The sequence below is a fragment of the Acinetobacter sp. ANC 4216 genome, from assembly GCF_004331195.1.
Taxonomy (GTDB): domain Bacteria; phylum Pseudomonadota; class Gammaproteobacteria; order Pseudomonadales; family Moraxellaceae; genus Acinetobacter; species Acinetobacter kookii.
In genome coordinates, this window is sequence record NZ_SJOC01000003.1 from 114,097 (window position 1) to 136,849 (window position 22,753).

At 36.8% G+C, this 22,753-nt stretch carries 24 protein-coding genes; 7 read left to right on the forward strand and 17 right to left on the reverse strand.

What is annotated here, in order from left to right; translation table 11 throughout:
• Position 1: 1 nt before the first annotated feature.
• The 3 genes from pilV to ispH form a co-directional block, all read right to left on the reverse strand.
• Entirely contained in the window at positions 2 to 541 is a 540-nt protein-coding gene (gene pilV / locus E0H88_RS03280) for a type IV pilus modification protein PilV (RefSeq protein WP_252151979.1), read from the reverse strand.
• Between the two features lie 20 nt (positions 542 to 561).
• Entirely contained in the window at positions 562 to 1,026 is a 465-nt protein-coding gene (locus tag E0H88_RS03285) for a prepilin-type N-terminal cleavage/methylation domain-containing protein (RefSeq protein ID WP_131273088.1), read from the reverse strand.
• A 164-nt stretch (positions 1,027 to 1,190) separates the two neighbouring features.
• Positions 1,191 to 2,141, reverse strand: a complete 951-nt coding sequence (gene ispH / locus E0H88_RS03290; RefSeq protein WP_131273089.1) for a 4-hydroxy-3-methylbut-2-enyl diphosphate reductase — start codon at positions 2,139 to 2,141, stop codon at positions 1,191 to 1,193.
• Between the two features lie 135 nt (positions 2,142 to 2,276).
• Between ispH and gmk the strand changes: the two genes are divergently transcribed.
• The 6 genes from gmk to bfr all read left to right on the forward strand — a co-directional run bounded on the left by gmk (position 2,277) and on the right by bfr (position 7,172).
• Positions 2,277 to 2,900 carry a guanylate kinase gene (gene gmk, locus E0H88_RS03295; RefSeq protein WP_131273090.1) on the forward strand — a complete coding sequence of 208 codons (624 nt, stop codon included), beginning with the start codon at positions 2,277 to 2,279 and terminating at the stop codon, positions 2,898 to 2,900.
• Between the two features lie 76 nt (positions 2,901 to 2,976).
• The gene (gene rpoZ / locus E0H88_RS03300) at positions 2,977 to 3,258 is read left to right on the forward strand and encodes a DNA-directed RNA polymerase subunit omega (protein WP_004896248.1); all 282 of its coding nucleotides are present in this window, start codon (positions 2,977 to 2,979) and stop codon (positions 3,256 to 3,258) included.
• A 220-nt stretch (positions 3,259 to 3,478) separates the two neighbouring features.
• On the forward strand, positions 3,479 to 5,584 hold the full coding sequence (locus E0H88_RS03305; protein WP_131273091.1) for a RelA/SpoT family protein: 2,106 nt from the start codon (positions 3,479 to 3,481) through the stop codon (positions 5,582 to 5,584).
• Between the two features lie 69 nt (positions 5,585 to 5,653).
• Entirely contained in the window at positions 5,654 to 6,037 is a 384-nt protein-coding gene (gene ridA, locus E0H88_RS03310) for a deaminase RidA (protein ID WP_092820181.1), read from the forward strand.
• 222 nt (positions 6,038 to 6,259) lie between these two features.
• Entirely contained in the window at positions 6,260 to 6,454 is a 195-nt protein-coding gene (locus tag E0H88_RS03315; RefSeq protein WP_086174534.1) for a bacterioferritin-associated ferredoxin, read from the forward strand.
• Positions 6,455 to 6,707: 253 nt separating this feature from the next.
• Positions 6,708 to 7,172, forward strand: a complete 465-nt coding sequence (gene bfr / locus E0H88_RS03320) for a heteropolymeric bacterioferritin subunit Bfr (RefSeq protein ID WP_092820182.1) — start codon at positions 6,708 to 6,710, stop codon at positions 7,170 to 7,172.
• A gap of 62 nt (positions 7,173 to 7,234) precedes the next feature.
• Here the strand turns inward: bfr and E0H88_RS03325 are convergent, their stop codons facing one another.
• On the reverse strand, positions 7,235 to 8,869 hold the full coding sequence (locus E0H88_RS03325; RefSeq protein ID WP_131273092.1) for a PglL family O-oligosaccharyltransferase: 1,635 nt from the start codon (positions 8,867 to 8,869) through the stop codon (positions 7,235 to 7,237).
• 143 nt (positions 8,870 to 9,012) lie between these two features.
• Between E0H88_RS03325 and E0H88_RS03330 the strand changes: the two genes are divergently transcribed.
• Complete coding sequence (locus E0H88_RS03330; RefSeq protein WP_131273093.1) at positions 9,013 to 10,071, forward strand: UDP-N-acetylglucosamine 2-epimerase; 1,059 nt, start codon at positions 9,013 to 9,015, stop codon at positions 10,069 to 10,071.
• Between the two features lie 2 nt (positions 10,072 to 10,073).
• Here the strand turns inward: E0H88_RS03330 and E0H88_RS03335 are convergent, their stop codons facing one another.
• From E0H88_RS03335 to pseB, 13 genes are all read right to left on the reverse strand, one after another.
• Complete coding sequence (locus E0H88_RS03335; RefSeq protein WP_252151980.1) at positions 10,074 to 11,147, reverse strand: glycosyltransferase; 1,074 nt, start codon at positions 11,145 to 11,147, stop codon at positions 10,074 to 10,076.
• A 29-nt stretch (positions 11,148 to 11,176) separates the two neighbouring features.
• On the reverse strand, positions 11,177 to 12,286 hold the full coding sequence (gene glf, locus E0H88_RS03340) for a UDP-galactopyranose mutase (protein ID WP_131273095.1): 1,110 nt from the start codon (positions 12,284 to 12,286) through the stop codon (positions 11,177 to 11,179).
• 11 nt (positions 12,287 to 12,297) lie between these two features.
• Positions 12,298 to 13,374, reverse strand: a complete 1,077-nt coding sequence (locus E0H88_RS03345) for a polysialyltransferase family glycosyltransferase (RefSeq protein ID WP_131273096.1) — start codon at positions 13,372 to 13,374, stop codon at positions 12,298 to 12,300.
• A gap of 72 nt (positions 13,375 to 13,446) precedes the next feature.
• Complete coding sequence (locus E0H88_RS03350; RefSeq protein WP_131273097.1) at positions 13,447 to 14,121, reverse strand: PIG-L deacetylase family protein; 675 nt, start codon at positions 14,119 to 14,121, stop codon at positions 13,447 to 13,449.
• Positions 14,118 to 14,786 (reverse strand): class I SAM-dependent methyltransferase, encoded by a 669-nt coding sequence (locus E0H88_RS03355; protein WP_165493269.1) that lies wholly within the window; start codon positions 14,784 to 14,786, stop codon positions 14,118 to 14,120. Before E0H88_RS03355 ends, E0H88_RS03350 begins: the two co-directional genes overlap by 4 nt.
• Positions 14,787 to 14,788: 2 nt before the next feature.
• A complete protein-coding gene (locus E0H88_RS03360; RefSeq protein ID WP_131273099.1) occupies positions 14,789 to 15,463 on the reverse strand; it encodes a WbqC family protein in 675 nt (224 codons plus the stop codon).
• A 77-nt stretch (positions 15,464 to 15,540) separates the two neighbouring features.
• Positions 15,541 to 15,978, reverse strand: coding sequence for an acyltransferase (locus E0H88_RS03365; protein WP_131273100.1), 438 nt, complete (start codon positions 15,976 to 15,978; stop codon positions 15,541 to 15,543).
• A complete protein-coding gene (locus tag E0H88_RS03370) occupies positions 15,968 to 17,029 on the reverse strand; it encodes an N-acetylneuraminate synthase family protein (RefSeq protein WP_131273101.1) in 1,062 nt (353 codons plus the stop codon). The genes E0H88_RS03365 and E0H88_RS03370 overlap by 11 nt, the downstream gene beginning before the upstream one ends.
• Entirely contained in the window at positions 17,022 to 18,110 is a 1,089-nt protein-coding gene (pseG, locus tag E0H88_RS03375; protein ID WP_131273102.1) for a UDP-2,4-diacetamido-2,4,6-trideoxy-beta-L-altropyranose hydrolase, read from the reverse strand. The genes E0H88_RS03370 and pseG overlap by 8 nt, the downstream gene beginning before the upstream one ends.
• 24 nt (positions 18,111 to 18,134) lie before the next feature.
• Positions 18,135 to 18,938, reverse strand: coding sequence for an SDR family NAD(P)-dependent oxidoreductase (locus E0H88_RS03380; protein WP_131273103.1), 804 nt, complete (start codon positions 18,936 to 18,938; stop codon positions 18,135 to 18,137).
• The gene (locus tag E0H88_RS03385; RefSeq protein ID WP_131273104.1) at positions 18,939 to 20,561 is read right to left on the reverse strand and encodes an aldo/keto reductase; all 1,623 of its coding nucleotides are present in this window, start codon (positions 20,559 to 20,561) and stop codon (positions 18,939 to 18,941) included.
• The gene (gene pseC, locus E0H88_RS03390; RefSeq protein WP_131273105.1) at positions 20,554 to 21,714 is read right to left on the reverse strand and encodes a UDP-4-amino-4,6-dideoxy-N-acetyl-beta-L-altrosamine transaminase; all 1,161 of its coding nucleotides are present in this window, start codon (positions 21,712 to 21,714) and stop codon (positions 20,554 to 20,556) included. The genes E0H88_RS03385 and pseC overlap by 8 nt, the downstream gene beginning before the upstream one ends.
• Positions 21,714 to 22,712: a UDP-N-acetylglucosamine 4,6-dehydratase (inverting) gene (gene pseB / locus E0H88_RS03395; protein WP_131273106.1), complete on the reverse strand. Its 999-nt coding sequence runs from the start codon at positions 22,710 to 22,712 to the stop codon at positions 21,714 to 21,716. The genes pseC and pseB overlap by 1 nt, the downstream gene beginning before the upstream one ends.
• Positions 22,713 to 22,753 lie beyond the last annotated feature (41 nt).

Below are 22,753 nucleotides of genomic sequence, written 5' to 3' on the forward strand. Positions count from 1 at the left end.
CTTAATAAGCCTCCATCATCAAACATGAGGCACCACTTACATACGTTCCTGTACTCGACATGCAACTAGAAGCATCCACAGTCGTTGTAGAAACACCATTGGTAGTGGTCGTTGTAGAGTTTGGTTGTGTTTTACCCCAAAAAATATATAAACATTGCCGTTTTAAAGTCATCGTACTAGTAACACCCGGGCAGTTTTCCATGGTAATTTTCATTCCATACTGGTCGGCGTTTTTAGCAGTATTATAGGCATCATAGGTCGCCATCTGCACAGGAGTACATGCTGAGTTAAGGCAGGATGTCGGAGCAGCTGTAGTTGAGGAATAATTACTGTAACCTTGAATTAAGGCAGGATAATTTGAAAATGCTGCGGGATTGGAACGTATATTCTCGGCCAGCCCTCGCATGACCAACATGGCTTGTGATTTACTTAAAGCCTCGGCAGAAGCATCGATGGCGCGTAATTGCAAAGCCACATAACCCAAGACTCCGATTGCAAGCACCAGCAAAGCCACCAGTACCTCAATCATTCCAACCCCCATCTGATTTTTTAACATTTTCATCAGCACGTTCCCTCAGATTTAGTGTAGACAGTGCCCAATCTGGTCAACACCAATTGTTTTTTTATATTTAACTTGGTATTGCATAAACTGATCAAAGCATCCTGATTTAAACTACTGACCAGGCCATTTTTATCAAATACCAAGCTGGTTCCTGAATAGGTTCCCAATGTTTGATCTGCCGCTAAAGTCTGAATGGTTAAGCTCGCATTACTTCCCTTATCCCAATTTATAGTGCTATCAGTATTTGCACTGGTTGAATTCAGGTTTGCGGTAATATCACCACGCTTCAAAATAGCCTGACTTTTAGTCTGGGTTAATACTGAAAGTAACTCTCTTTCTTTTTTTTGAAATCGTTGTTTTTCTAACAAGTTACCCATAGAAGGAACAGCCATTGTTGAAATAATCGCCAACACAGCTATCGTGATCATAAGTTCAATTAAGGTGAATCCTTTATTTTTATTCATACTTTCCCCAAGGCAACAAAACTTTACCCTAGTAAAAATAATATCGGACCAACTTACAAAACTGACACAAATAAAGATAAAAGGCATAAAAAAACAGATAACTGTCATTTCACAGTTATCTGTTCATTTTTTTAAAAATTTCAGAATGTTAAATCATTCACGCTTTATGCTTGAGTTACAGGAATACGTAACTCTTTCGGCAAACTAAACGTAATATTCTCTTCACGTCCTGCCAGCTCTTCCGGTGCTTTCGCGCCCCAATCCTGTAAACGCTGAATCACCTGCTTGATTAAAATTTCGGGTGCCGATGCACCGGCAGTTACCCCAATTTTGGTATTTTCATCAAACCAGGCCTGATCAAGCTGATCTGCATTATCCACCAAATAGGCATGTTTCCCCATACGTTCCGCCAGCTCGCGCAAACGGTTTGAGTTTGAAGAATTAGGAGATCCTACAACCAAAACCACATCACATTGAGTTGCCAAGTCACGTACCGCATCTTGACGGTTTTGCGTGGCATAGCAGATATCATCCTTACGCGGTCCCTGAATTTCAGGAAATTTTGTACGTAAAGCATCAATCACTTTCGCGGTATCATCAATGGAGAGCGTCGTTTGGGTCACAAAAGCCACTTTCTCGGGATGACGGATTTTTAATGCCGCCACATCATCTTCATCTTCAACCAGATAGATTTCCCCACCATTTTTCTTGTCATATTGCCCCATGGTACCTTCCACTTCGGGGTGTCCTTCATGTCCAATCAAAATGGCTTCCGTGCCTTCACGTGCATATTTGGTCACTTCTATATGCACCTTGGTGACCAGTGGACAGGTGGCATCAAACACCTTTAACCCGCGGCGCTCGGCTTCTTGCTGTACCGCTTTTGACACACCATGCGCACTAAAGATCACGATATTGTCATCGGGAACTTCATCCAGTTCATCAACAAAGATGGCACCACGCTGACGTAAATCATCCACCACAAACTTGTTATGCACCACTTCATGACGCACATAAATAGGCGGATTAAAGCATTCCAGTGCCCGATTGACGATCGCAATTGCTCGGTCGACACCTGCACAAAAACCACGTGGATTGGCCAATACAATTTCCATAAGATCCTCAATGTTCACCCGAAGTTGAGCGGAATAATTTGAAATAAATGCCAACAAAAAGACGCTTGGCTATTTTGTTTGCTGGTCGTCTACTCTAAAATAGAGAAGATATTTTATCATATCAGGAAAAATATCATGTCGGGTCTCTTGTTTGTCGTTTCTGCTGCATCCGGAACAGGCAAAACATCCCTCGTTAAAGCCCTTCTCGACCGTGTGACCAATCTGCACGTTTCTGTCTCTCATACTACTCGTGACCAACGTCCCGGTGAGCTTGACGGTGTACATTATCATTTTTCAAAAAAAGAAGATTTTCTTGCCTTGGTTGAGCAAGGCGGTTTTATTGAATATGCAGAAGTGTTTGGCAATTATTACGGTACGGCTCAAGCGACTGTAAAACAGCAGCTTGCCAAAGGGCATGATGTTTTACTTGAAATTGACTGGCAAGGTGCAGATCAAGTCCGCAAACTTTTTCCCGAATCCAAACAAATTTTTATTTTACCGCCAAGCCAGTTCGATTTGCGCCAGCGCCTATCCAACCGTGGCACAGACTCTGTTGAAGTGATTGAGCGCCGCCTGGGCTGTGCAGTTGAAGATATGCAGCAGTATACAAACTTTGACTATGTCATTATTAATGATGACTTTAATAAGGCACTGCATGATCTGGAATGTGTGATTATTGCCAATCGTTTAGTGATTGAACAACAAGCAGCCCGTCATCAGGAATTGATTGAAAAATTAATTACTCCTGTTGAACCGTGATTAAAACTTGAGTCTGCAGGCAAAGCATTTTATACTGCCCAGTCTGTTCAAATTTAATATTCAAACGAGAATTCTTATGGCACGCGTAACCGTTGAAGATTGTTTAGACCATGTAGACAACCGCTTTGAGCTTGTACTAGTGGCAAGCAAACGCGCGCGTCAATTGGCACGTCAAGGCATTGAACCAACTGTAGAATGGGATAACGATAAACCGACCGTAGTTGCTTTACGTGAAATTGCGGTAGGTCATGTATCTAAAGATATTTTGAAACAACGTGATCAAGACTATCAAACTTCTAGCCTTGACCTTGCACTTTCTGCAAACAATTTGAATTTAGATGGCTTTTCTTTCCAATAAGAAAAAATATCTTAAAAAAGCCTAGTTTTAACTAGGCTTTTTTTATTGCACAACTTTAATATTGGATGAATAACCGTTATAACATAAAATTAAAGATACGTTATTTAGGATGTATTTTTTTGCTTTTTTTTAAATGAAAAATTTGACAAGTCATGCAATATGCTTTTCATTAAAGCTCTAGCGATTTGAATTGTAGAAACTGAAGTAATAAAGGTGTTATATGCCAGGCCCACAGGTCAGCCAAGCCAAACAACAGCTCAAAATTATTATCGACGCTTACTTAAGTGCAAGTGATGTCGAGCGCGTGCTTGTGGCCTGCGATTATGCCGATATTGCCCATGATGGCATCACCCGTAAAAGTGGTGAACCCTATATCCTGCATCCGATTGCGGTCAGCAGTATTCTTGCGCATATGCGTCTGGATGCCGAAACCCTGATGGCCGCCCTGCTGCATGACGTGATTGAAGATACCGATTTCAACAAAGAAGACATTACGGAAAAATTTGGCCGCACGGTGGCCGAGCTGGTCGATGGCGTGACCAAACTCAGTCATTCTAGCGACAAAGAATATAATAAAGCCGCCTCCTTCCGTAAAATTTTGCAAGCTACCCTGCAAGACCCGCGTGTCATTATTATTAAGCTGGCTGACCGTTATCACAACATGACCACTTTAGGTTCGTTGCGCCCAGATAAACGGGCACGTATTGCCCAGGAAACCTTTGATATTTTTGTGCCGATGGCCCGTATCGTCGGCATGAACGAGATGGCCGACAACCTGGAACATCTGTGCTATCAAAATCTTGACCTGGATATGTTTAACAATGTTCAGGATGCCCTACTACAAACCAAGCCGAAACGCTGTGAATATCAAAGCATCTGGGAAAAAAACCTGACGGAACTGCTGCAACAGCACCAGATTACTGGACGTATTAAAAAGAAAAATAACAATATTGAATTGCTGCGTCACTTCGTCAAAAACGATATTGATCTGCAAGAGCTCACCCACAGCCATGCTTTTGAAATTATCCTGCAAAGTATTGCCGACTGTGACAGTCTGGCAGAAATCCTGCGCGAAAATTTCCAGATTCTACATTATGAAGATCATATCCGCCGTCCATTGCCAGGTGGCAACCAGTCTTTAATGATGCGCTTAAAAGGTGAGAAAACCACGCTCTCTTTGACTATTCAGACCGAGCTGATGCGTAAGGCTGCCCGTTTCGGTGTGGTCCTGGGTGAAAATGCACCGCAAGCCTGCCGCTCAGCCATTCAGGCGTCTATGCAGAACCTGAATGTACTGGTGGATGGTGAATGTGCCAAAACCACCTTTAGTGATCTTTTGGATTATCTGCATCAGGAAAAAATCTGGGTGTATACCCCGCATGGCCATTTGCACGAACTTCCACAAGGGGCTACAGCCGTCGATTTTGCTTATTCAGCCAGCCTGTTTTTAGGCAACCATGCTGTCGGAGCAAAAATAAACGGCGAAACCCGCCCCCTTTCCACACCACTAATCAGTGGACAAGTGATCGAGATTATTACTGATGTCCTGGCAACTCCAAATCCGGACTGGCTCAGCTTCATCAACACCCAAAAAGCGCGTCGTGCCATCCAGAATATTTTGCGCGATCAGGATATTGAAGAACAGCAACTGGTCGGCCAGCAAGCCCTGAACCGTGCACTGAAACTGTTTAATCGCTGCATCAAAGATTTAACCGAAGCAGACTGGATCGATATATTGCAATGGCGACATATCGAATCTAAGGAACACTTATTTGAACAGATTGCGGTGGGTGACCTGTTACCGCAATTAGTGGCCAACCACCTGTTTGCACAAGGACAGAGCCTGGATAACCAGTCTTCTACCCGTCTTATTCAAGGCACTGAAGGCGTAGATGTCAAATACGCTCATTGTTGCAATCCTGTGCTTGGTGATCCAATTCAGGGACATCTCTCACGTCGTGGCTTGATTGTGCATCGTGCGCGTTGTCATAACCTGTTGCATGAACAGCATCTGCATCCAGAAAATATTATGCCTTTGCACTGGACATCTGAAGATTTCGATGACATCAGTTTCACTGCCTATTTAAGCATTGATATGCTGATGAATGATGAACAGATTTCTGACCTGATTTATCAGTGCCGGAAGGAAAAAACCGGTGTAGAAATGGTTCATGCCCATGAAGGCAAAACCTATGTGCATATTGTGGTACATAACCGCAAACAAATTGCCCAGATTATTCGTGATTTACGCATGCACTTTGGTTTTCCACGCATTACCCGTTTAGCCCAGCCCATTAACATTGCTGAAGCATCCAAAGCCAGTTAGTTCAAACATAAGTCACTCTTATTGAATAATTTAGGCTATGATGCATAGAGATGATATAAGGAGAAATCGATGTCCCGCCAAGTAATCCATACTGAAAATGCACCTGCAGCCATTGGTACATATTCTCAGGCGATTTTAGTTGAAAATACCCTGTACCTTTCAGGTCAAATTGGTTTAGATCCTTACAGTATGGAATTGGTTGAAGGCATTGAAGCACAAATTCGCCGTGTATTTGATAACTTGAAAGCCGTTTGTGAAGCAGCCGGTGGCTCATTGGCAGATATCGCCAAACTGAATATTTTCCTGACCGATCTTTCCCACTTCCAGCTGGTCAACCAGATTATGGGTGAATATTTTGCCCAGCCTTACCCTGCACGTGCAGCATTAGGTGTCGCCAGCTTGCCTAAAGGGGCTTTGGTTGAAATGGATGGTATTGTAATTATTAATCAATAATTTATAAAATTCATTAAATACCCACGTTTCAAAACTCATTTCCAAATGATCAATTCATCTTGAGCGGAAATCCGAGCAGTACTCGGATTTCCGCTCAGGTGCTATTTTTTTATTCAAAAACTCAATCACAATAAATGATATTTCAAATGAATTTCATTGACAAACGATAATAATTATCAATAATATCACTTATCCCATTTCACTTTTATGTGGCCAGTTCAAATGTACGTATGCTTATGTCGTGGTATTACCGATCAAGATATTAAAGATGCCGTTGCAAATGGTGCGGAAAGCTATCGTGAAATTCGTGACCTGCTTGATTTAGGTACCTGTTGTGGCCGTTGCGCCCCTGAAGCACGCGCCATTATTAGCGAAGAACTTTCAGAAATTGCAGCCCGCATCTCTGTGGCAGCTTAAAACCCGATTATTTCAATGAGAAACAGAATGATCAAAAGATCATTTTCTCCTCTCCCGCTTATGACTCTAGGCGGGTTTTTTATACATGCCCGTGTAGCATAGCGCCTATTATCGTTTTTGATTGCGATTTTCATTTGCTGTTCAATAAACTACTCGCCATTGTTTTGCTTGTTGTTTAAGATATTTGCAATAATCATTTTTTTGATTGCCTGACCCCTTGTGAAGGCAAAAAATTGTTGATGGAGAACTTACAATGAAAGGCAATCGTGACGTCATTAATCAGTTAAATCAGGTGCTTTATCACCAGTTGACTGCCATTAACCAGTATTTCCTGCACTCACGCATGTTTAACGATTGGGGAATTGAGAAGCTGGGTTCGGCAGAATACAAAGAATCGATTCAGCAAATGAAAGATGCGGATAAAATTATTGAACGCATCCTATTTCTTGAAGGCCTGCCTAACTTACAGAATTTAGGCAAGTTATACATCGGTCAGCATACTGTTGAAGTACTGAATTGCGATGTACGTAAAGTCAACGAAAATATTGAAGCCCTGCAAAAAGCAGTCAGCTTGGCCGAGCAGGAAATGGATTATGTCACCCGTGATCTTGTTCAGGAAATTCTAGAAGAAGAAGAGGAATATCTGGATTGGGCCACCACCCAGCTTGATCTGGTCGAGAAAGTCGGTATCGAAAACTACATTCAAAGCCAAATTTAAGTTTAAAAACAGCCAGTCAATTGACTGGCTGTTTGAGTTGGTCGATTCACTTTTTAAAATTTTTACTTTTTGGCGGCAGGCTGGGCCAATGATGCATAGTCCCAATCGACTTTACGTAATTTTTTCAACAACCAGAGCTGATGTCTGGCTTCCTGTTCATAGCCATTAAAAGCCAGTATTTTGGCATACTTGAGCAGATCATAGGAGGTCGGATAATTAAGCACCATCTCCCTAATTTCTTCAAGCTGTTGTGCAGTCACCTTGCTATAGGGATTCATACGAATCCAGTCTATACGCCGGTTAAATTCTTCCAACAAGTAAACATGATCTTGATTGGTAATTTTTTGCGGTACTTTTTCATAACGTAGCGTTTGGTTGAGTTTAGGAACCATCACCGAATAATCTCGCACGATCAGAATCAGCAGCAAGAAAAATAAACCGTAAGCAACCCGCATATAATTGGGTGAAAGGGTCAGGATTTTGGTATCTGCCTGTTGTGACTGAACCAGACCAATAATAAAACCGACCGGGAGCAGGAAATAGGCATAGTACTGTGGGAATTCCAGCATGGCGTGAATCAATACTGCACCCACCATTAAAATTCCGATCACAGATTCTACAGAATTGACGCGCTTATTTAGCTGATAACCCCAATAGCCAAAATAAGCCAGAAACGGCAAGCCTATAATTACCCCATTCCACAAAATAAAATCGAGAATAAAATTATGCGCGCTACGAATCCACACCGGTCCCTGGAAATGATCACTGACCAGGGTATATGCAACACTGGTCTGGTTCCAGCCATAACCAAACCATGGACGGTCAGCAATGGCATGCAGCATTTGCTGCCAAATGGCTAAACGCGACATATCCCCTGTAGCGCGTCTTGACACATCGACAGCTTTAATCTGTATATCCAATAATTGGGTTAAATAGCTCCCCATGACAGGCAATATCAGGACTAATCCTATAAAGACACCTAACCATGCCGCCAGGAAATACCATTTAATGTGAATATAGCCTTTAAATTGCTGATAAGCCAAATAAACCAGAATAAAGACACAAGCCACCCATGAAGTTCTGGATTGGCTTAATGCCACGCTCACTAACATAATGAATGCCGCTGGAACCAGCCATTTGGTCTGGATTTTTTTGGTTTCATATAAATATAAACAGGCCAAAAGGGACATGAGCAAAAAAGTAGCCATATTGTTTGGCTGGGCAAAATTGGCATAGGGACGAACAGCACGTTGCATATTCACCATCCCGGGGATATACGCATCGAGCGTTAACCATTGGCAGATCGCAATCACACCCGTCGCTGTTCCCGCCATGAGAAACACATAACTGAGTCCGGCAAAAATGTTTGCCCGGTCTGCTTTCTCGCTCGACAAGTTATAGCCAAGCACCATGCTCAGCCAGAAGCCAAGGACAAACAAGCTACATATCAAGGCTTTATCAAAGAAAAAGAGCTCACCCGCCCCATACTGAACCAGCGGGATAGCCGCGAGAAATAATAGCGGTAGGCTGATCACTGGCAATTTAATTTTGTCTCTTAAATAAATGGCAGCCAATGTAAATAGGGATAAAAAAGCAAACAGTTCACCCGTGTAGGTAACCCAAGGGCGGTAATGGATAGGCAGAAGCCAAGCCAGTGAGATGAAAACACTGGCTAAGAGAAGGAGGAGGAATTTCATAAGAACTTCGGGAAAAAGAAATTCCACGTATGATAATCAAAAAGTAGATATATGAGTATGCATAGATAAATCAGTATATAATTCTTAAAAATTAATTTTTTAAAAGCTTACAAATATTTTAAAGCTAATTAGGGGATAAATTTATGGAAAATATTTTTATTATAGGTACCCGTGCTCAACTAATTAAGGCTGCGCCAGTAATTCGAGCTTTTGAAAAAAACAATTTGCCCATCGAATTTATTCTTACAGGCCAGCATAATGACACTATGGAAGACCTTATAGCTGAATTTGGAATTACTTCCCCCCCTGTTTACTTAGTCAAAAACAAAGAGCATTCTTCAATTATTTCATTATTAATATGGCTTCCCTCTATATTTTTTCTTTTAATTCAAACTTTAATACAATTTAAAAAATCTCATGTATTTGTTCACGGTGATACTTTAACAACTTTAATGAGTGCTATTTCTGCTAAAATTACCAATCATCGTGTTGTTCATTTGGAAAGTGGTCTCACTTCTAATAATTTATTTACCCCATTTCCTGAAGAAATAATTCGACGAATTGTATTCAAACTAACAAATATCGCTTGTTGCCCTAACTATCAAGATATAATGAACATGCAGAAATATAAAAATATAAAAATATTAAATACTTATGGTAATTCTATTCTTGATAGTATTCAATATCTCAAAATTGGTGAAGATATACGAAAAAATCCTAAAACCATTCTAGTTTCATTACATCGTTTTCAAAATATCTATAATCAAGACCGCTTAAGTAAAATTACGGAAATGTTAATAATATTAGGACAAGACTACACTATTCATTTTGTACTCCATCCAGCAACACTTAAAAAACTTAAGTCTTTTAAGCTATTAAAAGACTTAGAAATACAAAAGAATATTAAATTACTACCTAGAATGACGTATAAGAACTTTTTAAATTTAGCATTAAGCACGGAATGTGTAATTACAGATGGCGGCTCTAATCAAGAAGAACTAGCTTTTTTTGGTCACCCAACTCTTATTTTAAGACAAACAACAGAGAGATTAGATGGATTAAATGCAAATGCCATATTGATAAATGAACCTTGGCAAATCCAAGAATTTATTAAAAAACAAAAGTATTTTACCTTACAGAAAAATAAACAGAGTTTGCAAAAATCCCCAAGTGAAATTATTGCTCAATACTTTAGAAATTAAAATTACTTTTTGAATTGAACTGTATGAAAAATCTCTTCATGAAACAAGGTAATCACTTGTTTCCAATCTAATATAGATACGTCTAATTTTTCAACATTCTCGGTATGTGAAACAATCAATTTTGCTAGTTCTTCAGAACTATCAAACAACTGCTCATTAGGAAGCAATTTTACCATATCCCCTATAGAAGAAGATAAAATGAATAAATCACATGCCAACATCTCATAAGCTTTTTGAGGAAAACAATATTGACCAAATTCATCCTTAGGAATGCATAAAATACCAATTTCCAATGCTTGAAATAGAGTCGCTATTTGTTCATGTGGTAATAAACCTAAATATATAATCCTGTCATCCTGTGGTAATGGAGAAGATGTCTCTATAGGACCAGCTAATACCAAATCAATATTTGAGTTTTGTTTTTTTATCATATCCCATGCATGAAATAAGTCATCTATTCCCTTTGATCTCGTTAAGCTTCCTGCAGTACCAATTAGTTTTTTTTCTAATGGCAAATTCAATTCTTTTCTTGCAGCAACTTGATCCCCAGTTTTAAATAATTCTTTATTAATTACACTTGGCATGGGAAAAATATTAGGAACTTTTGGGTGCTCAGTTTTAATTTTTTCAGCAAGAGAAATACTAGTCGTCGAAATCAGTTGTGCAGAATCTAATGCTTTATGAAATAAAAATTTCAAACCAGGAATTTTAGCTTGTCCATATGCTTCAAAATTATCATAGAGATCAGCAATGAATGGACAATCTAATTGTTTTGCAACCCAAGAAGCAATAATAATATGTGGAATATCTGATGCAGCAATAATCAAATCAGGTTTAAAGGTTTTGAGTTGATCAATTAAAAAAAGAGGATAGCTCCAAAGTAATGTTTTTTTTAATCCTTTATAAGACTTAGAATACCATTTGAGTTTTTTTTCACTATTGGTCTCATCCCAAAGGCCTTCATCATGATTTTGATAACTTAAACAAAAACATTCTACTTCATGACCTAATAAAGATAATTGATTGGGGATCTCATATAAGCGAGCATAACGCTCTAAGATAACATCTTTAGACATATATTTGCGCTTACATAAGAATGCTATTTTCAATTTAATTTCCCCAAAATTTTTTCTACAGCATTTAAAGCCGCACCCACAACTTGATCCATATTGTAGTAGCGGTATTCAGCTAAACGCCCTACAAAAGTCACGTTTTCTTCTGCATTCGCTAAGGCTTGGTATTTCTTAAACAATTGCTCATTTTCATCTCGAGGAATTGGATAATACGGATCACCTATATCAGTTGGGTATTCTCGAACAATCGAGGTAGATGGATGCTTTTGACCTGTTAAATGCTTGAACTCTGTTATACGAGTAAAGTCAAAGTCATTCGGATAATTTACCGTTCCCACACTTTGATATTGCTCTATATTCTCTAGATATTGGTGTTCAAAGCGTAATGATCTATATGGCAAATGTCCAAATTTAAAGTCATAAAATGCATCAATTGGACCTGTATAGACAATATGGTCAAATTGATTTTCTGTATTGAGTACATCTTTAAATTCAGTCGAGGTTTTGATTTGAATATTTGGATGATTTAATAAATTTTCGAACATGGCTGTATAACCATGTAAAGGCATTGCTTGGTATATATCTGTGAAGTAACGATCATCCGAATTGGTACGTGTTGGAATACGTGCGGCTACACCTGCTTTGAGCTGAGATGGATCAAGTCCCCACTGTTTTTTAGTATAATTTAAAAAGAATTTTTCATATAAGTCTCGTCCTACTGAGTTTAGTACGACATCTTCACTAGTTAAAATTCTTTGTTTTGGTTCACGCACTTTTTCATAAAACTCAGCAGCTTGTTCTTCTGTTAAATCCAAGCCATAAAGTTGATTTAACGTATCACGGTTGATTGGAAACGGATATTCTTTACCATTGACCACACCACGAACCCGATGTTCATACGGTCGCCATTCAGTGAACTGGGATAAATAATTAAAGATGCGTTCACTATTGGTATGGAAGATATGCGGGCCGTACTGATGAATTAAAATTCCATGCTCATCTTTAAGATCAAATGCATTACCTGCGATATGATTCCGCCGATCAACAATCAGAACCTGATACCCTGCTTCTGCAAATTCCCTTGCAACAACTGAACCGCTAAATCCAGCACCAATTATTAAAATTCTAGAAGAAATAATCATAATAATTACATCTACAAAGGATAATCTATTTTATTAATACCAGCTGAAACTAGAAATTGACTCCAAATCAATGATTCGGCGGTATCTCCAATCTCAAAAAAGAAGCATGCAATATCTGGGAAAAGAGATTTTAAGATATGTATAGAAGAAGTTCTAAAGCCAATTATTGCAGCAGGTTGATCATTTTGCATAAGAAATGATTCAAATGCAAACTCATTAGGAAGAAATACAGCTCCTGGAATCTTGGATTTTATAAGTTCTTGACCTTCATAATCACGTGGATGTAATTTAAATATTAATGATAATTTGTTTGCTAATGCATAATTTTGACATGTAGTAATGAATATATTTAAGTCATTAATACAAACAATTGAACTATGTGGTACAAGAGCTATGAGTGAGAAAGGGTTAATTAAATCAGAGTGAATGCCTAATACTGAACGAAGTTTTGATGTAACAAGGATGGGCAGAGGAGTAATATATTTTTTATTTAGATTTTTTTGGACTAAATGAGGGAAAAAACAACGTATCTCATTAATTTCTGGGTGTAGTCCAAGCTCATCAGCATGCTTCCAATCTAGTCCAAAAGCTAATTTACGTTTTATTATACTTAATAAACTGCTTGGCAAAATCCCTTTAGTTGGATACAAGGCAACTCCATCTTCAAGCATCACAAATTTTTGGTTAACAGATGTTGAACGATTATTTAGTAAAGCTTGGGATTCCGGACGCAAGTCATGAAAGATATAAATATTTGGAATATTTTTAGCAATCTGCTTTAACAACTTAACATTATGTTGCTGATAAAGCATAGCTTGAAAACGAGTAGTTGCATCTGCTCCGCCCTTAAAAGGTAAAAAATGAAAGCCCAAATGTTTTCCAAAATTTTCCGCAATGTCTATCAGATTTTTAGAATCGTTAACTACTACAAATAATGATTGCTCTATAGTGTTATCTGCACTGGCAACTAAACAACTAATAATGATATGTAGTGGTGTATGACAAAGAAAAATCTGGGTAGGTTGAGATTGTAATAAGTTAAATTCTTTTAAAGAATTTAACTGTTTAAATGAGTCCTTTCTAAACATAATTTAAGCTTTCTTGATGGAATTAAGATAAATTTAACTCATGCAAATAGATATTTAACATAAATAATTTTTTTAATCTCGCAATTCACGAATCATAATAAAAGCTTCGGCATAACTGTAACCCGTAGAAGCTCCTCGTAACTTTGCCAAACATATACTGTTCTCCACACTACGACTGTGAGGTGGTTGACGCATTTCAAGATTATAAATATCTAGTACGTGTCTTTTAATGTCAATATAATCACTAATATCAACAAACACATTAGGAACAAAAGGTAAATAACTTGGTGTTTGCCATTCAGTACTTGAAAGAACTTCAAAGCTATAAATCTTCTTGACACAAAAATTAGGTTGAGGACGACACGCTGTCATTACTGCTTTATGTGCTACCTGATGATCGATATTTAAATCCCCTAAATGATGAGTATAAATAATTTTCGGTTGCAATTCATTGATAATAGTTTCTAGTTTTTGAACTATATCAAGCAAAGGAATGCTGTCCATCCTATTATCAGGAAAACCAAGAGAATAGCTCTTTTTTATACCTAAAACTCTTTGAGATTTATTTGCTGCGATATTCCTCATTTCAAGCTCAGCTATTGTAACATTTTCTCTTGACGTAACGCCATCAGCTAAAAAAACGGTAAATACTTCGTCTTTTTGAGAAATATGCTTAGCAATTGTACCAGCACAGCCTAGAACTTCATCATCTGCATGAGCAGCCACAATTAAAACTACTTCACTCATTTTTTCTTCGCTACGATATTCCAGGCTGCAAATTGATGACCATTGTTAGGAAGGGACTGTTTAATTACTTTTTCTTCTAATAATAAAATTTCAAAATCCTTAAACACCTCTTTTAAATGCTCTTCATCAAAAAAATGCACCTTACCACAGCCAGCTAAATGACCTTGCTTAAAATTATAATAAGTATATTTATCATCAATATTATCAGCAAATTGAATATCAGCATGTTTAGTTGAGAACCAATCAACAGCAATAAAAAAACCATCTTCATTAAGAGATTTTAAAGACTTATCAAGAACCGTAATTATGGTGTCTAAATTATTATGAACTAAAGATGCTCGATCTATGATCAAATCAAAATTTTTATTAAAGAAATTACAATTCTTAAAGTCAATACACGTAATTTTGTTTTTTAATACAGGATACCTGGTATGTAACTGTTCAATAATCGTCTGGCTTCCATCAATTGCAAAATATTCCATACCCAATGCATTGAAAAAAGGTATATTAGCTCCTGCACCACAGCCTAATTCAAATACTGAGCCTTTATTTTGGATTATTGTTTTAGCGTAGCGATTAGTTAGACTAACAACATCTGACCATGGCCAGACAGATAAATGTGTATTGCTTTTATATAGTTGTTCCCACTCTGTTGAAAACGTCATAATCATCTCCTTAAAAAATGTATTGGTGCATCATTCATCCAAGCATCTACAATAGATAGGTTAGGTATAAAATCTCCCCAGTGTTGATCATAAACTCTCTCCTGATAATCTTGATACTTAATTAGTATGTTTTCTTTGGTGAAATCACTTTCTATAAGATAATTTTTTCCAAGTTGTCCTGATAGATACTCTGTACAGTCAAATTTTTTGCATAACTCTAAAATCAGATCTGATTTTTTTCCTTGTATATTTATATCGCTTAGTCTTATCACTTTTGTTTTTAATCCGAGTTCATCTATCCAAAATTTGAGTTGTAAAAAACAATACTCAGCAAGGGTAGATTCCTCTATATTTATAAGTTTCTTTATTTTTTCTTCCTTTTTTTTAAAGTCTTTTACCTTTGAGTAATTTTGACAAATACTTCTTATATGTTTTTCTCTCCAGTTAATATTATTAACCATATTAATTTCTAAAATGGTTTTACTTAAATGCCCATTACTATGAACAGGTATTGTTAAAAGCTGTTTTCCAAAGGGTGTTTTTATATAATTTCTATTTATAAAACTATTTTTCTCATATTGAACATTATCCATATATATAAACACATCTGATAAAGCAATCTTTTCAAAGTAACCCAACCAAGGCAAATAAGCTGGCTGATGGGCTGAGAGAATCATAAAGTTATATCCTTATTAGTGTTGCTAGCCTATTTTATATGGAAAAGTTATTAATAAAATATATAAAAGGATACTATTTATTTGTAATATTCATATTTAACCTTCATAGGATTCCCAAAAACTAAAGAATAAGGAGGAATATAACCTTTATCAACAATTGTTCCGGCCGCAATAACACTATGATGCCCTATATGTGCTCCTCCTTTAATCACACAATGTGACCCTACAAAGACATTGTGTTCTAAAATAATATCACCTCTTTCTATTTCCTCTTTATACTCTATACATTTTTTATGAGAATCGGCACAATTTATTGAAACAAAAGAAGCAATATCACAATTATCTCCAATTTTAACCAGTGCATCTTTCGCATTAATTTCAGAAAAAGCTCCTACAAAAACATTTTCTCCAATTACTGGCTCACCATTAATCCATACCATCGGATGAAATTGATTTTTTTTAAAAGATGTAAGTTTAGTAAACCATTCTTGCAATTGCTCTAAACTAGGTATCATATTTAATATCCTTTAAAGAAATAAGACTTCCTTTTTTAATACTTTTAGAAGCTATTGTACCTAATATTTCTTCATACATAACTGGTGGTAAACCATTACCAGGTCGTCTCAATCCGACATTGGACACATTTAATGTTTCACCATTCATAATGTCTTTTAAAGCTACAATACTCCTTCTGGCTAACGTTCTCATTTGATACTCTTTCTCTGTCGGAATGAGTAAAGGACTACCTCTCATTTTAAATGACTTATGTATACAATTAATCCAATTTGCTAATTGTTCTGGAGTATCTGAGAACCAATGATCCGGTCCAGGTAAATTATGATCAAGTGTAAAATGCTTTTCAAAGATAGTTGAACCTAAAGCAACAGCCAAGCTAGCTGCTAAAGCATCTTGTGTATGATCCGAAAAACCAATAATTAATCCAGGAAAGGAATTTTTGAGTGTATTTATTTTTAGAATATTGACATCTTCAGGAGGAGTTGGATATTGTGACGTACATAACATTAAAGCTATTTCTTTACCCTTAAACCATCCAGCTGCTTCAAGAGCCAGATGAACTTCTGCCAAGTTACTCATTCCACAAGATAATATAAGAGGAAGAGATACATTTGCATAACTACTAATTAAAGGTAAATTTGTAAAATCATCAGAGCCTATCTTAATTGCAGGCACTCCGAGCTCTAAAAGTAAATCTAAATCTGATCTATTTTGAGGTGTAGAAAAAAAAGTAATATCTTGTTTTTGACAATATCTTTTTATTTCAAGCCATTCATCTTTGGTGAATTCATAGCGCTTGAACATATCAAGCATTGACTCTGTAATTTCTATACCTTGAGAAAAATAAGTAAATAATTGATTTTCATCACCACAAAATTCTTCTGCTTTAAATGTCTGAAATTTTACTGCATCAGCTCCGGCTTTTTTGGCTTCTTCAATCATTTTTTTAGCACAAGCTAAGTCGCCATTATGATTTATTCCGACTTCAGCAATGCAGTATGGTTTATTTTGACCACCAACTTTTTTATTTCCTATGTAAAATTCAGACATTTAAATCTCTTTTTAAGCTATCAACAAGATCCTTCACACCCATCCCTTTTGTAAGGGTTGATGCATTATGAGATAATAATTTTAAAAGTTGTATGTTCGTAATCTTAGTTAACTCTTTAATCAAACTATTAGGACTATTAACTATTAAGGATATAGATTGCTGATATAATGCTTTTGCCCCAGCACTTTGATTTTCAGCCAAAACCATGACTAATGTTGGCAATCCTAAACAACATCTTTCCCATGAGGTCGAACCTGCTGCACCTATGGCCAAATCACTATTTGCCATAACTTCAGCCATATTACCAACACCTACTAATACTTGAGTTGGTCTAGGCATTTTACTTGCTAAATCTTTTACTTGTTCAAGATAGGGAGCCATATTGCCCATTATTACAGTAATCTCCAAATCTTTTGGCAAATCAGCTTCTTGTAAAACAGTAAGGACTTGACTAGTAACATTATCTTTATCTACTCCTCCAAGATTAATTAAGAGCCTTTTTAAATCACCTTTTATACGACGCTTTAAACTATACTCACGCCACTCAGTAAATTCAGGACGTAGTAACGCGTACTCTGGACCAATAAAGATATGACAATATTTAGGCACTAAGTAATGATAATCCTCCTTCACTCGACCTAAATTCTGATCTAATAACAAATCGCACTCATGTCTTCTATTAGCGAGATCGTCAAGAACCATAATTTTTTTACAATACGGTCGTAAAAGCTTTTCCCAAGTCTCATCAAGAGCATAGTGATCAACAATCAACCAATCAATTTTCTGTTCTTTTATTATATTAATAGTTTCTATAGCATCTTGTTCTTGAGAGGTGCCCAGCCAAGCAGCATATGATGATTCTGTATTTTGAGTACTATAGAGTAAATTATTGAATACAGGAAGGCGGTATACTTGAAATCCTTTAGCCTCAGTATACTCAATCATATTACCGTCATGCTCTCGACAAATAAACTCACACTGTACCTCCTGCTCCGTTAAAGCAGTCGCTAGAGTTAAACAGCGCATCATATGACCAGTGCCTATTTCTATTGAGCTATCACAACGAATAAGAATGTTCACAAATTAAACCTATACTTAAAGAATTCACCAGCATATCCATCCTCCATCAACTTGTATATTTGCTCCATTAACATAAGACGATGCGGAGGATGCTAGAAATAGAATAGCCCCTTGTAATTCATCTGGCTGACCTATTCGCCCCAATGGCACTTTAGAACTTAGTTTATTTATGAAACTAGGATTTTTCTCCTGTTCCTCATCGTTAGGAAAAGGTCCAGGTGAAATCGCATTGACTCTGATACCTTCTGCTCCAAACTCACAGGCTGCATAACGCGACCAATGTAAAAGCGCTGCCTTAGATGCTCCATAGAAAGGAGGATTTGAACAATCTGCACTTTCATAAACTCGTAAATCAGGTATTACAACACCATACATAGAACCAATATTAATAATAGAGGCATCATTACGTATTTTTTTTGCTTTTCTTAAATTTGGTAATAATGAATGGGTTAAACGATGGGCAGCTACTACTGTTACGTTGTAACTTGAATGGTAATTTTCAATATCAGAGAACTCAATAGTTCCAGCTCCACCGTTATAAGCGTTATTAACTAAAATATCAACTGCTTCACCTTCTAATGTCTCAACAAACTGATTAATCTCTTGTGCGTTGGTAACATCAAAAAATGCTGGATATACATCTAAATTCAAAGAATTAAGTTCATTAACAAGTTGCTGACAACGCTCTTTAGAACGAGAATTAATAAATACACGAGCACCAGCTTCAGCCAATATAGTGACCATTGATTTACCTAGGTATCCAGTAGCACCCGTTACTAAAGCAGTTTTACCTGTTAGAGAAAATATCTCTAGTCCTTTTTTTTTCATCTAAACACACCAATTGCTAGGGTTTAGAGTTTCAGCTGATATTTTTGGTCGTTTTTGGACAATTTCATTAATGACCTTTTCAGGAAAAAAATCTGTAGTAAAAGTTTTAATATTCATAAGCATCTGTTCTTGGTTTTCCATTCCAATTACAACACCATCAACCCATTCTAGTGAACGAGTATAATTAAGACATAAATCTGCAACTGTTTGCTGATTATAATATTCCACCGTTTCTCTTAACCAACTGATAAAAATATGTGGTTCTTTAACTAATGCCTTTTCCCAGAGCGACTCATCAGTACTAGTCAATAAACCTTGAAGTAATGTACTTCGAACATGGATTATTAGTTTTCTTTGTAATTTTCGCTCAACAATTTTGGGTAATAGTTTATCCCAACGCCAATCTAAAATATTAAAAGGCATCTGAATCAATTCAATTTGCTCATTTTCTAAAGCACTCTCTAATTCACTAGGACTTTGTACAGAAACTCCTAACGAACCAATCAATCCAGATGCTTTGTGCTGTAAAAGTCTTTTCCAGATAACACCATGAAATAAGGAAAGGTGCGAAGCTCTATGTAGCAAGAGCACATCAAGTTCACGTACCATTAATGATGCACATGACTCATAAATACTTTTATCTACTTGATTTTCAATAAACTTAAAAGATGCATTTGGCTCAATATCATTTAAAGGTGAAAGTTTAGTTATTATCCTTGCTCTACCATTCCATCCTTCACTTAAAACATCACCTATCAACTGCTCACTATTACCATAGGCTCTTGCAGTGTCAATAAACAATGTACCGTTTGTTATTGCATCTTTAATTAATCTACGTGCATTATGCGAACTTGGTTTCCCTTTTTTATTTACAATGCCATAATCAAGCCCCAACTGTGCAGTGCCAAGAACAAGCTTTTGGGTTAATTGTGGTTGATAAGGCTGACCTTTTTCACCTTCTAATTCTTGTATAAGTTTAAAAGCAGAGACCTTAATAGGATCTTCAACTTTCGCAAAGACTCGACAGATATTTAAGTAATCATCTAAACAATCAACAGTGCATCGAAGGTGTCCTTTACTTAAATTTTTATATTTTACAAAATAGTTCTCTCCATATTTCCTTCTAATATAAGGTGTGACATGTTCCTGATCAAAAGTACTACTTGCACTACTAAGCGCCTCTCTCAAATGCTTAAGTCGCATTAATTCAACACTTAAACCATAAGGCAAACCTGATTGCTCTCCATTGCAACAAAGATATTCAAGTTCTTTCTCCAAAAAATAAGCTTCAATCTCATCAAGCAATAATCCATCAGGAAAAGTGTTATCACCTGTCAACCTAAAGACTAAAGTATTTTCATTATATTCACTCAGAGCTTCTACTATTCTCTGTAAAGTATTATTTAAGCTACCTCTAAAAATATTTATTCCATAAGTGCTCAAGACTCTTGCTAACTCATCATCTGTTGACTCCTTAGAAGTAACAACAATTACAGTTCGCCCCGTATTTGCAGCTCTTTTTGCTGCTAAAATTACGAGAGGTAAATCTGCAATAGATAAAAGAACTTTTCCTGGTAGTCTTGTAGAATTAGTTCGAGCTTGTAAAACAACAACACTATCCAACACAATTATCCTCTAATGTTTTATATACAATATGCTGTTGCTCTATGGTTAGGCTTGGATACATCGGCAAGCTAATCGCTTCTTGATAATACTGCTCAGCTTGAGGGAGATCTCCTTGGCTAAAACCCATTTGCTGATAATAAGGCTGCGTATGCACCGGGATATAATGCAGATTAACACCTATACCTGCGGTTCGCATTCTTTCAAAGATTTGTTTATGAGTTACAGTGATTTTGTTGAGTTGCAGCCGAATCACATAAAGATGAAAACTAGAATAACTATCAGGGTGTTGCCAAGGAATAGTTATAGGTAAATTTGTAAGTATTTCGTTATAATGTTCAGCAATAACATGTCTTTTTTCTACAAAGCTATCTAAACGTTCTATTTGGCTCAGACCTAAAGCTGCCTGCAGCTCTGTCATACGATAATTAAACCCTAAAGCTATTTGCTGATAGTACCAGAGTCCTTCCGAGGGTTTTGTCATTAAATCTGCATTACGAGTTATACCATGGCTACGCAACAAATCCATTGTTTGAGCTAACTCATCATCATTTGTTAATGCCATACCACCTTCAGCTGTGGTGATAATTTTCACAGGATGAAAGCTGAAAATACTAATATTACTATAGCGGCAATTTCCAATATATTCATTTTGATATTTACCGCCGATTGCATGAGAAGCATCTTCAATAATTTTAAACCCATACTGTTGGCTTAATTTATAAATCGATTGCATATCGCATGACTGACCACAAAGATGGACAGGTACAACAATTTTAGGCAACCTGCCTTGCTTTTTTGCCTGAATTAATTTTTTTTCCAAGGCATTAGGACAAAGATTATAAGTTCGTGGATCTATATCAACAAAATCAACTTTTGCACCACAGTAAAGTGCACAGTTGGCAGAAGCAACGAAAGTAATAGGGCTAGTCCAAAGCCAATCTCCTTTTCTTAAACCAAGAGCTAAGCAAGCAATATGCAAAGCAGAGGTTGCACTATTAACAGCTATACCATGCTTGGCGCCTACTTTATCCGCAACAGCCTTTTCAAACAAAGGTACTTGTGGACCTTGAGTAAGAAAGTCAGATTGAAGAACGCTTACCACGGCATCAATATCTTCTTGCCGAATATCCTGGCGACCATAAGGAATCATTAAATACTACCAACGTTATCAAAATTACTCTTAAGCCAAGCTTTTAATTCTGATTCTTTCATCCATTCATTATTATTATCACTAGTGTAAGAAAAATATTCCGAGACTTTTCTACCATCTTTAATGCGTTCAGCATCATTCCCCCAACCATTAATAGCAGGTAAAATCTTGAAATGCTCATTATATTCATAAGTATAGTATGAATCCTCTATACCAATCATTTGCTCATGTAATTTCTCTCCGGGACGAATACCAATAATTTGATGCTTAGCATCAGGAGCAATAACTTTGGCTATATCAGTAACTTTCATTGATGGAATTTTTTTTACATAAATTTCACCTCCAATCATGTCGCTAAATGCATGCCAAACAAGTTCCACTCCTTGCTCTAATGTAATCATAAAGCGAGTCATACGTTCATCAGTAATAGGCAAAGTACCAGTACCTTTTATAGAATGAAAAAATGGTATAACTGAACCGCGTGATCCCATCACATTACCGTAGCGTACGACAGAAAATCGTGTTCCATGTTCCCCAGCATAAGCATTGCCAGCAACAAAAAGTTTATCTGAACAAAGTTTTGTTGCACCATATAAATTTGCTGGAGCACTTGCTTTATCTGTAGAAAGGGCAACACAAGCTTTTATACCATGGTCAATACAGGCATCAACCAAATTCATTGCACCATTTATATTAGTTTTTATACACTCAAAAGGGTTGTATTCAGCAGTAGTTACAATTTTGGTAGCGGCTGCATGTACAACATAATCTACCCCATCTAAAGCTCGATACAATCTATCTTTTTCACGTATATCTCCTATAAAAAAACGAATACGATTTTCATTAGGATATAGTTTAGCCATTTCCCATTGTTTCATTTCATCACGTGAGAAAATGATAAGTTTTTTGGGATTATATTTTGCCAGAGTCATAGCAACGAATTTATGACCAAAAGAACCTGTGCCACCAGTGATTAAAATTACTTTATCATTAAACATCTGAACCTTGTTTATAGTTGCTTATGAATATCAAATAATAG